General features: G+C 69.0%; 15 protein-coding genes. 9 read left to right on the top strand and 6 right to left on the bottom strand.

Going from position 1 to position 13,256, the window contains the following annotated elements; all coding sequences use genetic code 11:
- The first annotated feature begins 277 nt into the window (after positions 1-277).
- The 4 genes from HNP44_RS13010 to HNP44_RS12995 all read left to right on the top strand — a co-directional run bounded on the left by HNP44_RS13010 (position 278) and on the right by HNP44_RS12995 (position 4,516).
- Positions 278-937 carry an MspA family porin gene (locus HNP44_RS13010; protein ID WP_259140844.1) on the top strand — a complete coding sequence of 220 codons (660 nt, stop codon included), beginning with the start codon at positions 278-280 and terminating at the stop codon, positions 935-937.
- Positions 938-1,003: 66 nt separating this feature from the next.
- On the top strand, positions 1,004-1,702 hold the full coding sequence (locus HNP44_RS13005) for an MspA family porin (protein ID WP_259140843.1): 699 nt from the start codon (positions 1,004-1,006) through the stop codon (positions 1,700-1,702).
- A 152-nt stretch (positions 1,703-1,854) separates the two neighbouring features.
- Positions 1,855-3,255 carry a hypothetical protein gene (locus HNP44_RS13000; protein WP_259140842.1) on the top strand — a complete coding sequence of 467 codons (1,401 nt, stop codon included), beginning with the start codon at positions 1,855-1,857 and terminating at the stop codon, positions 3,253-3,255.
- A gap of 457 nt (positions 3,256-3,712) precedes the next feature.
- Positions 3,713-4,516: an MspA family porin gene (locus HNP44_RS12995; protein ID WP_259140840.1), complete on the top strand. Its 804-nt coding sequence runs from the start codon at positions 3,713-3,715 to the stop codon at positions 4,514-4,516.
- Positions 4,517-4,934: 418 nt separating this feature from the next.
- Here HNP44_RS12995 and mscL read toward each other — a convergent pair whose 3' ends face one another.
- Positions 4,935-5,384, bottom strand: a complete 450-nt coding sequence (mscL, locus tag HNP44_RS12990) for a large-conductance mechanosensitive channel protein MscL (RefSeq protein ID WP_259140839.1) — start codon at positions 5,382-5,384, stop codon at positions 4,935-4,937.
- Positions 5,385-5,453: 69 nt separating this feature from the next.
- On the opposite strand from mscL, the gene HNP44_RS12985 reads away from it, so the two are divergent.
- Both HNP44_RS12985 and HNP44_RS12980 read left to right on the top strand, forming a co-directional pair.
- A complete protein-coding gene (locus HNP44_RS12985; RefSeq protein WP_259140838.1) occupies positions 5,454-5,978 on the top strand; it encodes a hypothetical protein in 525 nt (174 codons plus the stop codon).
- 11 nt (positions 5,979-5,989) lie between these two features.
- Positions 5,990-6,976 carry a PrsW family intramembrane metalloprotease gene (locus HNP44_RS12980; protein ID WP_259140837.1) on the top strand — a complete coding sequence of 329 codons (987 nt, stop codon included), beginning with the start codon at positions 5,990-5,992 and terminating at the stop codon, positions 6,974-6,976.
- A 2-nt stretch (positions 6,977-6,978) separates the two neighbouring features.
- Here HNP44_RS12980 and HNP44_RS12975 read toward each other — a convergent pair whose 3' ends face one another.
- From HNP44_RS12975 to HNP44_RS12965, 3 genes are all read right to left on the bottom strand, one after another.
- A complete protein-coding gene (locus HNP44_RS12975; protein WP_259140836.1) occupies positions 6,979-7,611 on the bottom strand; it encodes an SAF domain-containing protein in 633 nt (210 codons plus the stop codon).
- 91 nt (positions 7,612-7,702) lie between these two features.
- Positions 7,703-8,506, bottom strand: a complete 804-nt coding sequence (locus HNP44_RS12970) for an acyl-CoA thioesterase (protein ID WP_259140835.1) — start codon at positions 8,504-8,506, stop codon at positions 7,703-7,705.
- Complete coding sequence (locus HNP44_RS12965) at positions 8,503-8,757, bottom strand: FmdB family zinc ribbon protein (RefSeq protein WP_259140834.1); 255 nt, start codon at positions 8,755-8,757, stop codon at positions 8,503-8,505. Before HNP44_RS12965 ends, HNP44_RS12970 begins: the two co-directional genes overlap by 4 nt.
- Before the next feature lie 73 nt (positions 8,758-8,830).
- On the opposite strand from HNP44_RS12965, the gene HNP44_RS12960 reads away from it, so the two are divergent.
- Positions 8,831-9,382, top strand: a complete 552-nt coding sequence (locus HNP44_RS12960; protein ID WP_259140832.1) for a TetR/AcrR family transcriptional regulator — start codon at positions 8,831-8,833, stop codon at positions 9,380-9,382.
- Positions 9,383-9,412: 30 nt separating this feature from the next.
- On the opposite strand, the gene HNP44_RS12955 is transcribed toward HNP44_RS12960, so the two are convergent.
- Together HNP44_RS12955 and HNP44_RS12950 are read right to left on the bottom strand one after the other, a co-directional pair.
- A complete protein-coding gene (locus HNP44_RS12955) occupies positions 9,413-10,351 on the bottom strand; it encodes a type IV toxin-antitoxin system AbiEi family antitoxin domain-containing protein (RefSeq protein ID WP_259256887.1) in 939 nt (312 codons plus the stop codon).
- A gap of 147 nt (positions 10,352-10,498) precedes the next feature.
- Positions 10,499-11,029, bottom strand: a complete 531-nt coding sequence (locus HNP44_RS12950; protein WP_259140828.1) for a 5-formyltetrahydrofolate cyclo-ligase — start codon at positions 11,027-11,029, stop codon at positions 10,499-10,501.
- A 60-nt stretch (positions 11,030-11,089) separates the two neighbouring features.
- Here HNP44_RS12950 and HNP44_RS12945 point away from each other — a divergent pair, with 60 nt between their 5' ends.
- Both HNP44_RS12945 and glp read left to right on the top strand, forming a co-directional pair.
- Entirely contained in the window at positions 11,090-11,992 is a 903-nt protein-coding gene (locus HNP44_RS12945; RefSeq protein WP_259140826.1) for a UTP--glucose-1-phosphate uridylyltransferase, read from the top strand.
- A gap of 20 nt (positions 11,993-12,012) precedes the next feature.
- The gene (gene glp / locus HNP44_RS12940; RefSeq protein WP_259140824.1) at positions 12,013-13,254 is read left to right on the top strand and encodes a molybdotransferase-like divisome protein Glp; all 1,242 of its coding nucleotides are present in this window, start codon (positions 12,013-12,015) and stop codon (positions 13,252-13,254) included.
- Positions 13,255-13,256: the final 2 nt, after the last annotated feature.

Below are 13,256 nucleotides of genomic sequence, written 5' to 3'. Positions count from 1 at the left end.
AGTGCAACCTAAGAAGTGCAGGTTGACGCATGAGTACGAGATTCGCGATCGCGATGAAAAGGTTCACGAATTCATCATTTACGAAGATCGAAAGCGTTGCGCGACCTGGAAAGCTGAGGATATGCTCCGCGATAACCGAAGGTCAGCGAAGACTTCCGGGGAAACGATCGTGATTCTGAGCTGAGACGAAGCGCAGGATTCGGCAGGGCGGCTGGGTGAGTCGCTGGCCGGCGCTCCTACCGGAGTGTCACACCATGATTCCTGGTGAGGGGAACGAATGAGCAAGATGAGCAAGGTTGCAGGGCGCGCTGGCGTCGTTGCGATCGCGGTGGCTGCTGCTGCCTCGGTCACTGCTGGATCGGCGAACGCCGGCCCGCTGCCCAGTGGTCAGAAGACCGTCCCGGCCCCCGCGGGCTGGAGCGTCGTCCTGAAGTCGACGGGTAACTCGTCGGCGATCCAGGGCTCGCTCGCTACGGCGCAGTCGCGCACCGCGTGGTACACGTCCAACGGCTCCGTCACGGTGTCGGCTCCGGCTGACGCCAAGGACATTCAGGGCAAGCTCGGCGTCGGCGTCATCGTCGGCTGCCAGTTCCCCGGCGCGATCGGTGTCGAGGGTAAGGTCACCGGCCCCGGCGCGGGCCTCGACTCGAGCGGCCCCAGCGCCAGCCTCGGTGGTGCGGGTGTCGGCCTTTCCGTCCCGCTGACCCCCGGCGCGACGACGAGCGTCACCGGCTACGGCCGCGGCGATCAGATCGGCTCCACCGATTCGATCAAGTTCACCAAGGCCGGCACCTACAACGTGTCGATCAAGGACCAGAACATCGACATCAAGTTCTGCTCCGGCTACGCGCAGGCGCGTGTCGTGACCTGGGTCGAGATCAAGGGCAGCAACCGAATCCAGGGCTTCCTGTACGGCGCGCCCTTCTCTCTGGGCTGATTCTCCGACCCACCTGACTCTCTTGCCCGCCCGGAAGGGCGGCGATTCCCGAAGGAATGTCATTCAATGAAGAACATCGCGATCCGCGGCGCCATCGTTGCCGCCGCGGCCGGCGTGGCTCTCGGCACTGCCTCCACGGGTGTGGCTAACGCCGACACCTTCATCCCGCTGCCCAACGGCAGCGTTTCCAACAAGGTGGGCGACTCGAACGTCGTCGTCACCATCACCAACCAGAGCGCCAAGCTCTCGCCGGGGATGGTGGCGCTGCCCACGACCCGCAACGCGTGGGTCTCGGGCCTCGTGTCCGTGAAGATCAACGGCGGCAAGCCCGACGGTGGCTCCATCGCCGCGGGCTACGCCGTCGGCTGCCAGGTTGACGTGGGCTCCGCCGGCGTGACGGCCGGTGTCACCGGGGATTCAGGCGGGTCGGTCTCGTTCAACGGCCCGACCATTACGCCGAAGGTGACCGCGTCGACCGGTGCGTCGATCAAGCTCTCCGCGGGCAGCATCGGCACGCAGATGCTGACCTACGACCGTGCCACCTGGCCGTCGCCCGGTGACGAGATCTCGCCCGACTGGGCCGATCCCAGCACCGGCTTCAAGTTCAAGGGTGGCTCGGGCTCGTTGAGCTACACCGAGCAGACCATCGGCGTGGACGGCTGCGCCGGCTACGCGCAGGCCCGCTTCTTCGCCAAGGTCAAGGTGAAGTCGGGCAACACGCAGTCGACGGTCTTCCTCTGGGGCAAGCCCTTCACCCTGGGCTGATAGCCATCACACGCTAGAAGGCGGTGTCCATTCGGGCGCCGCCTTCTGTGTCTCAAGAGATTGGTACCAACGTACAAATCGGGCACGGCGCCGTCCGGTTCGTACTGCATGAATCCCGGGCGCTGCATCCGTCCTCAAGGAAGCTGACACCAATGAACACGAAGGCCACCTCCTTTACATCCGTCACCGCGATCGTGGCTGCCGCCGCCGTCGCCATCGCTCCGGTTTCCGGCGCCGTCGCCGCGACCTCCGCGCCTGCCGGTTCCACTCCGACCGCCGCCGTCGCGAGCTCGATCGTGACGCCCGCCGCGGTGCTCAAGAACATCGCCGCGGCTCCCGCCGTCGCGAATGCGGCCGCGGCTGTTCCGGCTGCACTCGGCACCTTCGTCGTGGTCACCGACGAGGCCGTCCAGGGCACCGCCGCTGCCGCTTCTGCTGTGAGCTCGCAGGCTGCTGTCGAGCTGCCCACGGTACCGAAGGCCGTGACCGACCTCCTCAACCTCGCCGGTCTCCCGGTGCAGGCGGTCTACCGCGTCCTGCAGACCAGCCAGGGCGTCTACACCATCTGGTACAAGATGCTCACCTCCGTGCCGCAGGCCATCTTCAAGGGCGAATTCGGCTCGGTCCCCGGCCTGTTCCAGAAGGCGGTCACGGACTCGCTGACCTGGATCGCCACCGGGGCGGGCCCGAAGGCGGCCGAGGCTGCGGCGACGGTCGCGTCCGATGCCGCCACTAAGCCGAACCCGATCACCGCCGGGCTCGACGTCCTGGGCATCCCGGTCGCGACCGCGTACGCCGGCGGCCAGGCGGCCCTGTCGATCTACAAGAGCTTCTACGGCCTTCTGACGTCTGTTCCTCAGGCGATCTTCCAGGGCAAGTTCGGCGACGCCGTCAACCTCGTGGTCGACGCCGTGTCGAAGTCGGTGACCACGATCGTCGAGTTCCCGGGCGCGCAGATCAAGGCGGCGTCGGACAAGATCAGCAAGCTGATCGCCTCGCTGACGCCGGGCGTTGCTGCGCCGACCTCCACGTCGTCGGATGCGGTGTCGCGGACCTCGGTCGCTACCGCCGACGAGACCCTCGTGACGTCCGTCGCCGACAAGACGGCCGTCGCTCAGAAGCCGGCATCTGAGGCGGCCAAGCCCTCGGCTGCCGAGGTGAGCAAGCCCGTCGTCGCCGAGACCGCGAAGCCCGTCGCCGAGGCGTCGGTGACCAAGCCGGCCGCCGAGGCGTCGGTGACCAAGCCGGTCGAGTCGACGCCGACGGTGACCAAGCCGGTCGAGTCGACGCCGACGGAGACCAAGCCGGTCGTCGAGGAGTCGAAGCCCACGACCGACTCGAAGCCCACGACCGACTCGAGCTCGGCTGATGCGAAGCCTGCTGCCGAGTCGAAGCCGTCGGCTGATGCGAAGCCGGCCGCGGAGTCGAAGCCGTCGGCTGACGCGAAGCCCGCTGCGGACTCGAAGCCCACGACCGACGCGAGCTCGACGGGTTCCTCGGCGTCGGACGGGGCGAGCGCTTCGGATTCCTCGACGGGGTCGACCGCAGAGTAGACGCCTTTCCTTGTACAGGCGCATCGCGCGTCCCGGGCTCCCCGGGGCGCGCGACGCGTTTGTTGGTAGCCCGGATCCCGCGGGAATGCAGGGCTGCTTCGTCGTCCCGGTTGACGCGCGCCGATGCGCTGCGAAGTCGTCCGCGCACGAGGCGCGTCGGCGCCTCCTCGTCCCACTCCGGCACTGATGACGTCGTGCCGGTGCAATTACGAAAGCCGTCAGCGCAGGTATCGCTCCCTGCAGTCCAGCCCCGTTCGCGCCTCCGAGGGTCGGGAGTCTGTGGACGGTTGCCTGGATCGCGCTGAAGAACGTCGACCAGACACTGCTCGCCGCCTTTGCCAGCTCCGACGACCGAACGATCGCCCGCTCCGCGCTCGGGGCGGGCGATCCGTCGTTTTGCGGCCCGAAACCCTCCCGAGTCCTCAGAAAGTGCCTATTCTGTTACAGCTTCCCGTCAGTGTTAACTCAGCGTTTCCACGGGCGGTTTGGGCGTTTTTCGGCTGGTAGCTTCCTCTCAATCGTCGGCGAAGCTCAGCCGGCGTACGAAAGGACTGGGTACATGACCCCGAGAATCTCCCTCGCCGCGGCGGCGCTCGCCACCGCAGGCGCCGCGACCGTTGCGCTGCTCGCACCTGCCACGGCGAGCGCCGATACCGTCATTCCGCTGCGGAACGCCTCGCAGACGGTGAAGGCGGGATCCGGTTCGATCACCGTCTCCGTCACCGGGCAGCGTGCCCGCCTGTCACCGGGAATGGTCGCCCTGCCGACGACGCGTAACGCCTGGGTGTCGGGTTCGGTGAGTGTCAAGGTCAACGGCGCGGACGCCGACGGTGGATCGATCGAGGCCGGCTACGCGGTCGGCTGCCAGATCGATGTCGGATCGGCCGGCGTCGAGGCGGGCGTCGAAGCCGCATCCGGGGCCTCGGTCGGCTTCAACGGCCCGACGATCGAGCCCTCGGTGTCGGGAACGACCGGCGCGTCCCTCTCGCTTTCGGCAGGTTCGATCGGCACCCAGTCGCTGACCTATGACCGGTCGACTTGGCCGAAGCCAGGCGACGAGATCGACCCGGACTGGGCGGCCCCGTCCACCAGCTTCGACTTCACCGGCTCGAGCGGCAGCTTCACCTACAGCGACCAGACGATCGGCGTCGACGGCTGCGCAGGCTATGCGCAGGCCCGCCTGTATGTGATCGTCCGTGCCCAGGTCGGCGATAGCAAGGGGCGTGTGATCCTCTGGGGCGACCGCTTCACCCTCGGCTGACGCAACCGACTTCTCGACACGAAGGGCGGCCCGGAGGCGGGCCGCCCTTCGTCGTGTCCAGTGACCCCAACGTCTCGGATCCGTTGGGAACCGATCCGCGAGCCGGTGCGTCCAATTCATGAGGGCTTCGTTCGTGGACGCGATGCCGTCGCGGAATCACGAGGGGCGTTGACCGTCATGCCAAACAGGTCGTCCGGACGCGAGTGAAGGGCATTCGCAACCGCCTTCGCGCTGCCCCCAGGAGGAGGGGACGTCATCCCATCTGACGGAATCGAGTTACTGCGAGCTCATGGCCGTGCTGGAGATGGGGGATACCGGTCGGTCGCGCCGCGGCTCCCTGTAGTGGCACCGTCGGACCCGAACGGCGAAAGCCGGCCTCCCCGGGGTGGGTAGGCCGGCTTTCGTTCGTGTCTGGGGTTTAGATCTGCGGCTTCTGCGAGGGGAACTGGCCGGTCGGCGGCAGGACCGAGTGGGCCCCGCCCTGAGGCTGCGCGGCCTGCGCGGCGAGCAGGTCGCGGATCTCAACGAGCACGTCCACCTCGTCCTCGGTGGCAGGACCGCTCGCGCGCTTCTTGAGCGTCTCGTACGGCAGGATCAGCACGAAGTACACGACGGCCGCGACGAGAATGAAGTTGATCGCCGCCGTGATCACGGCGCCGAAGTCGACGACCGTCTTGTCGTTGCCTGCCACGATCTGCCACGCGAGGCCCTGTACGTCCTTGCCGCCGCCGATCGAGGCGATGAGCGGCTGCACGATGTTCTCGGTGAACGCGGTGACGATCGCGGTGAACGCGGCACCGACGACAACGGCGACCGCGAGGTCCAGCACGTTGCCCTTGAGGAGGAAGTCCTTGAATCCCTTGAGCATGATCGAGTGTCCTTCGTGTGGTTGTAACGCCAGTGACGCGTGATGCAATTTCGGACTTATGCTAACCGTATGAATCGAATCCGCGCAGTGGACGCGGGCGTTTCGGCCGGTGTGATCTTGGTCGTCGGTGCACTCGCCGCAGGCTGGTTCGGGATCGAACGCGCCGTGCCGACGCCGCACACGCCCGTCGCAGACCAGCCCTATCGTGTCGGAAACGACTACGCCGGAGTCGATTTCCGGGCACCGTCGAGCTGGGAGAAGGTGCCGTCCGGCCGGGCCGACGTCGCGCGCTTCACCCACGCCACCGGCAGCTCGCTCTCCGTGCGCCTGACCACCGGCATGACCGACTTCGATTCCGCGGCTCCACGCCGCCTGCGTGAGTTCGAGGCCGGCGGCGTCGAGGCGCACTTCACCGGCGAGTTCCGCGGAGCCGCGTTCACTGGCCGCAGCTGCACCGCCAGCGGCGGCGGCCGCGCGGGGGAGTGCGCCGTGGTCGGGCGGGAGGCACTGTTGGTCACGGTGCTCACGCTGCGCCCGCCCGACGGTGCCGTGCCCGACCTGGCCGCGCTCGTCCAGTCGATGCGGGAGGTCTGATGCGCGCGCGTATGACCACGATCTCCTTCTGGGTGTTCGCGGCCGGCCTGGTGTGCGGCGGCTACGTGCTCGCGCGCGACATGGTGCCGCGGCTCGCCGAATCCGGTGCCGGCATCGCGGCGGCGCTGCCGATCATCGTGATCGCGGCCGCGGTGATCGCGGTGATCATCTGGGCGCTGGATCGCTCGCACGCCCAGGTCCGCAGCGCGTGGGCGCTCGCCTTCGCCTGGGGAGCGATCGGTGCGTGTGGGTTGTCGCTGCAGATCAACGGCTTCGCCTCCGACGCCGTGAACGACGTCCTCGACGATCCCGGCGCGACCGACTGGGGCGCGGCCCTCGTCGGCCCGCTCAACGAAGAGACGATCAAGGGCGCCGGCGTCGCCCTGCTGCTGGTGATCTTCCGTGACCGGCTGCGCCGCCCCCTGCAGATCTTCGCCGTCGGCGCCTTCGCCGGCCTCGGCTTTCAGGTGGTGGAGAACCTCACCTACGCGATGACCTTCGCGCTGCGCGACGCCCAGTCCGACGCCGCCGGCGCGCTCACCGTCACCCTGCTGCGCGCGCTCTTCGGCTTCCAATCGCACTGGGTGTACACCGGCTTCTTCGCGCTCGGCCTCGCGCTGCTGCGGAGCCGCCCGGCGCTGGCCGCCCTGGCCGTGGCGCTCTCCTACCTCATGCACTTCTGGTGGAACGCGCCCAGCGGCGACGACCCGATGATCGCGTTCGCGCTGATCCTGCTCAAGTGCGCCGTCACCCTGACACTGCTCGGTGGCGCGTGGTGGTGGATGCTCCTCGAGCAGCGACGGTGGCTGCAGGGCGCCATCACCACGTCCGGGGCCGCGCAACTCGCGCCGCCCGCCGAACTCGCGACGCTGCCCACCCGCGCTCAGCGCCGTGCCGGCGAGCAGTATCTGCGCTACTACTACGGCCCCGCCGCGGCGGAGGTCGCGCGGGAGCGTCAGAGGTGGCTGATCCGCGAGCTCACCTACCGCGTCGGCTGACCTCACCGGAAGACCACCGACAGCGGGGAACTGAGCGCCGCGGCTGCCACGGCGTGCGCCTCCGACTCCGACATCGCGAGCATCGCCGTGCGGGCCTGCTGCCGGGTGGCCTGCGGAGCCGCGGCTACGGCCACCGTCGCCGAGCGGGCCAGCACGGCCGGGGAGTCGTCCTTGCGCTGCGCCACCACGTCGACCACGTCGCCCGCGCGGAGCAGATCCATCGTGGCCGCGTCCTGCAACGAGACCGGGACCAGCCGCGACCCCGGCCTGATGTGCCCGGCCGTGCGGTCTGTGAGCACCCTGCGGCCCGTGAGGATCTCGCCCGCGCCGACAGGGCCCGTCACCGAGCGGCCGACGGCGTCGTCGGGCGCCGTGAGCGCGTCCTGCGGCGCGAGCTCTGCGGGCACCGTGCGCACCGCGAGGTCCTCGGCGGTGAGTCGGCCGCCCGGCCCCAGCTCCCGCGCGGCCACCAGCACCTGTGCCTGCGGGCCGTTCGGCCGGCTGGTGACGGCCACGATCAGCGCGAGCACGGCGAGTACGGCCGCCGCCGCCCGCCGCGCCGCCAGCGTGCGCGCCCAGCCAGGACGCAGCGCGGCCCGGATCCGTTCCGCCCCGGTCGGCTGCAAGGAGTCCATGCCCGGAGGCTACGACGGTCCCGTACCCCGGCGCAGTCAGGAAAAGGGCGCCTGTGGATAACCCCGAACCTGTGGAGAAATGCCTCGGAGATCAGGCCTGCGGATCCTTGTAGTAGACGATCTGATGCGTGGTCGCGAGCAGCGCGCCGTTCCGGCCCCAGACCTGGCCGTACTGATCGAAATGGCCATGCCCGAACCGGGCCGCGCGAGCGGTGGCGAGCAGGTAGCCGTCCGACTGCTGCTCGAGTTCCGCGGGGCTCGCGTGGAAGTAGGTCGTCAGCGAGATCGTGCCCGCCGGGACGTACGTGCCGCGGCGCAGGAAGATCCGCGGGAAGAACGAGTCGGAGATCGAAGCCAGCGCCGGGTAGTCCAGCGGGCGCGCGGGCTTGTCGCGCAGCCACATGGTGGTCGTCGATCCGTCCTGCGGGCCGTCCATCTCGAGGCTGCCCTCGACGAAGCGGGTCTCGTAGTTCTTCGCCCACTCGACGAACTCCGGCATCGACAGCTCGGCGTGGTCCTCGGGTGCCCCGACCTCGGGGAAGGGCGTCTCGGTGGCGCTCCAGGTGTCGCGGCGGGTGCCGAACACCGCGGTGCCGGAGGCGACGGCACCGTCGTCCTGAGTGATGACGTACGTGAAGTGCTGATTGGTGCGGTTCGTGCGGAGCACGGTGATCGCGATGTCCCAGGCGCCGTCCTTGATCGGGGCGGCGAAGTTGAGCGTGAGGCTCAGGGGGTGGCCCTGCGCCTCGGGGTGCGCCTGCAGCGCCGCGACAACGGTGGCGGCGGTGATCCCGCCGAACGGGCCGACCATGTTGTTGTAGGCGGGGTGCGTCCGCGCGCGGAAGCCGACGGCGATCGGCTCGACCGCCGTCGCCTCGTCGAAGACGTGGGTCACGAGCTGGTCGCCTTGTCGACCTTCGCCGCGGTGTCCGACTTCTTCTCCGACTTGGCCGTCGTATCGGCCTTCGAACTGCGGGAATCGGTGCGGTAGAAGCCGCTGCCCTTGAAGACGACGCCCACGGAGTTGAAGAGCTTCCGGAGCGGGCCGCCGCAGTTGGGGCACACGGTCAACGGATCGTCGGAGAAGGACTGGACGGCGTCGAAGGCCTCGCCGCACTCCTTGCACTGATACGAATAGGTAGGCACCTCGCGATTCTACCCCTCGATTTAGCACTCCTGCGATTCGAGTGCCAAGGATCTGAACGGATACGATACCGCTATGACGGTTCCCTCACCTGCGCGGCGGATCGTGGACGCGGCACGCGAGGTGATCGCCGCGAACGGCATCCCTGGCGTCAGCATGGACCAGGTGGCCAAGCAGGCGCACGTCTCCCGCAGCACGCTGTACCGGATCTTCCCCAACCGCGACCAGCTGATCGCCCGCGTTGTCGCGATCGAGATCCGTACCCTGCGCCGCAAGCTCGACAAGACGATCGTCGGGTACACGCCGCAGCAGACGCTGGTCGAGGTGTTCGTCCTGAGCATCGAGCAGGCCGAGTCGAACATGGCCGTGTCCAAGGTGCTGGCCGCGGAGCCCGAGTACTTCCTGCGGATCCCGCGCGGCGTGTGGGACCTGCTCATCCAGGGCATCGTGATCCGCCTGCGTAACACCGGCGCCGAACAGGACTACGCCGAACTCTGCTCCGTCGTGGACCTCATGCTGCGGATCACGGGGTCGCTACTGTCCAACTCGCCTACCGGCCTGGACATCAGTGACACCGCCGCCCTGCGCACGTACGGCGAAAAGTACATCTCTCGCCTGCTGGTGTGACCGGCGCCTGTGAATCCACGGCTCACAGCGTCACGAAGCCAGATTCGGCCCCCTGACGCTCTCAGCCGTGGATTCACAGGCGACTGCCGCCACCGGTGCCGTGCGGACCTTCCCTCGGTGGCGACCAGTGCGCACCAGGTCCTCGATGTCCCGGTATGCGGCCGCCCACCTCTCCTTCGACACCACTTCCTCATAGTCGATGCGCAGCACGCGGTAGTCGCCGCGCACCGATATCCGATCGCGTTTCAGGTCGGTCTTGCGGTGCAGGCCACTGTGATGTCCTTCGCTGTCGCATTCGATGATCAGCTTGTCGCCCACCAGTAGGTCGACGGTGCCCACCCCGGGGATGGTCACCTGGCTGCGTACCGCGATGTGTCTGCACTGCAGCCGGTACCGCACCATCGATTCGATGCCCGATCCCGCCAGCGGGTCCAGGTGCCCCAGCACCGGTCTGATCCGCTCCGGCGCGCCGGCGAACAACTGCTGCAGGTACTCCTGGGTCAGCGGCACCGTCATCCGCAGCGTCGAGTCGAGCACTGCGGCCAGCTGGTCGGGATCGAGGCAGTTCGCCGCGCACAGCAGCGCCGAATCCAGCGGATCCACCGCGGCCCGTGGCGTCTCGAGAGTGCGGAAAGCGCGGCACTGCTCATGCGTGCGCCGCCGCGTCCGCACGTGAGCCGGCCAGCGCAGATGCGTCTTGGTGATGCCCGCCGGCACCCAGATCTCCGGATTGTGGAAACCGAGCGCGCTCACGCAGGTCACGACGGCGCCCGCTTCGACCGCGGCCACCACGATCGGCCGTGCACGCTCGAGCCGGTACCAGCCGCGGCGGATCACAGTCAGCCTGCCCGCCGCACGGAGCCGCTCGATGTCCGCCGACGGGATGCCGGCGCCCAGCAATCGATGCCGCGTCACCACCCCGCCCGACGACTGCGCGATGTCGTGGATCAGCGAGAGCCAGTCGTTCATGCTCGGCATCGTCTCGCGAGCAACACGCTCGGAGGGATCGCCGAGGCGCCGCTATCCCCAGTTTGGTTACGGAACGTTCGCCTGTGAATCCACGGCTCACACCGTCACGAAGCCAGATTCGGCCTCCTGACGCTCTCAGCCGTGGATTCACGACGCGAAGTCCACCAGACCCGACGGGGTCAGCGCCGCATGCACCGGCACATCCGTGGGCTCCGACGGCAGGTAGTCCACCAGCTCGTCGTCGTAGACCACCGCGATCCGCCGCGGTCCGGGGCGCAGTGAGCGGTCGTAGTAGCCGGCTCCCCGCCCGAGTCGTACGCCCTCCCGGGAGCAGCCCAGCGCGGGCAGCAGCACCGTCGACACCCCGGCCAAGGCGTCGGTTCCGAGCCGGGGGCCCGCAGGTTCCAGCAGTCCGAAGGGGCCGGGGAGGAGTGAGCCCGACCACGCCCAATCGAGCGGCCCCGGCTCCGGCGGGGTCACCGGGAGCAGCACTTGCCGGCCCAGAGTGAACGACGGCTCGGAGCCCACCGGCACGTACGCCGCAACCGCCTCACCCAGGTCCAACGCCGCCAGAACGGAGGTCAATGCCGCCGCGGCCTCCGCCCGCTGAGCGGCCGTCAGGGCCGCGCGATTGCGCCGGAATCGCGTGCGCCATGCGGCCTTGGACTCAGTGCTCACGCGGCGAATTCCCAGCCACTCGGATCGTTACCTTCACGTGACCTAGCCTAAGGTGGGGGAATGAGCAACGCGCCGTCCATTCCGAAGACCGCGATCGTCCCCGCCGCGGGCCTGGGTACCCGCTTCCTCCCCGCGACGAAGACGGTGCCGAAGGAACTGCTCCCGGTGGTCGACACCCCCGGCATCGAGCTGGTGGCCGAGGAGGCCGCGGCCGCCGGTGCGGAGCGGCTCTGCATCGTCACCAGCCCCGGTAAGGACGGTGTGGTCGCCCACTTCGTCGAGGACCTCGTCCTCGAGGGCACCCTGGAGAAGCGCGGCAAGACCGCGATGCTCGACAAGGTGCGCCGCGCCCCGAACCTGATCCACGCCGAGGCCGTCATTCAGGAGAAGCCGCTGGGCCTGGGCCACGCCGTGTCCTGCGTCGAGCCGGTCCTCGACGACGATGAGGACGCCGTCGCCGTCCTCCTGCCCGACGACCTGGTGCTGCCCATCGGCGTGCTCACGACGATGGCGAAGGTCCGCGAGAAGCGCGGCGGCTCCGTGCTCTGCGCGATCGAGGTCAGTCCGGAGCAGATCAGCAGCTACGGCGCCTTCGATGTCGAGATCGTGCCCGACGCCGCTAACCCGGACGTGCTCAAGGTCAACGGCATGGTCGAGAAGCCCAAGGCCGAGGACGCCCCGTCGAACTACGCGGCGGCGGGCCGCTACCTGCTGGACCGGTCGATCTTCGACGCGCTGCGCCGGATCGACAAGGGCGCCGGCGGCGAGATCCAGCTGACCGACGCCATCGCGCTGCTCATCACCGAGGGCCATCCCGTGCACGTCGTCGTGCACCGCGGAACCCGACACGACCTCGGAAATCCCGGGGGCTACCTCAAGGCTGCGGTTGACTTGGCGTTGGACCGCGACGACTACGGTCCCGACCTGCGCGACTGGCTGCAGGATCGCCTGAACCGAGACTGACGCTGTAGGAGGCCGAGAGCATGCGCTCCGTGGAGGACCATCTGGCACGGGTCACGGCGGCGGCGGTGGCGCCGCGGCCGGTGCGCGTGGGGATCTCCGAGGCGCAGGGCCTCATGTGCGCGGAGGAAGTGGTCGTCGAGAACGCCCTCCCCGCGTTCGACCAGGCCGCGATCGACGGGTACGCCGTGCGCTCCGTCGACGTGGCGAGCGCCGGCGAGACCGACGAGGAGACCGGCGAACAGATCGTCGTCTCGTTGCCGGTCGTGGGCGAGGTCCGCGCGGGCAACCGCCAACCCATCCGGCTGCAGCCCGGTCAGGCCGTCAAGGTCGAGACCGGCGCGCCGCTGCCCACCCTCGCCGACGCCGTCCTGCCCGACAAGTGGACCGACGGTGGCCTGTCGAAAGTCCGTGTCGGACATGCAGTCCGATCCGGACAGTACGTGCGCCGCACGGGCGACGACGTGCAGCCGGGCGACGTGGCCGTGCGCCGCGGCACCGTCGTGGGGCCCGCGCAGGTGGGCCTGCTCGCCGCCGTCGGGCGCGACAAGGTCTCCGTGCACCCGCGGCCCCGCGTCGCGGTGATCTCCGTGGGCCGTGAGCTGGTCGACATCGATCGGGATACCGGGGCCGGCCAGGTGTACGACGTGGCCTCCTACGCGCTGGCCGCCGCCGCCCGCGACTGCGGCGCCGAGGTCCACCGCGTGGGCATCGTCACCACCGACGGGGTGCGCGAGGCCGTCGAGGCGCAGCTCCAGCGCTCCGAGGTCGTGATCGTGACCTCCGCGCTCGGCGGCAGCGCTTCCGACGACATCACCGTCGCGTTGGCAGAGCTCGGCGACCTCGCGGTGGAGCGCATCGCGATGCACCCCGCCTCTGTTCAGGGCTTCGGCACTCTCGGCGACGACCAGGTGCCCACCTTCCTGCTGCCCTCGAACCCGATGAGCGCTCTGGTCGCCTTCGAGGTGATGGTGCGGCCGCTGATCCGCATCGCGCTCGGCAAGCGGCAGCCGATGCGCCGCCTGGTGACGGCCAAGAGCGCGGCATCTCATCAGTCGCCCGCGGGCCGCCGCGAGTACGTGCGCGGCCAGCTCATGCGCGACGAGGACAGCGGCGAGTTCATGGTCGCGCCGATCCCCGACAACGGCTCCCACCTGCTGGTGAGCCTGGCTGAGGCAAACTGCCTCATCGTCGTGGACCCGGAGGTCACCGAGGTCCGGGCGGGCGACGACGTGGTCGTCGCCTTCCTCGCCCAGCGCGGCTGACA

This window comes from Tsukamurella ocularis (genome assembly GCF_024807615.1).
Lineage (GTDB): Bacteria > Actinomycetota > Actinomycetes > Mycobacteriales > Mycobacteriaceae > Tsukamurella > Tsukamurella ocularis.
The sequence above is the reverse complement of the archived record's forward strand: the minus strand, read 5'-3'. Positions and strand labels throughout refer to the sequence as shown.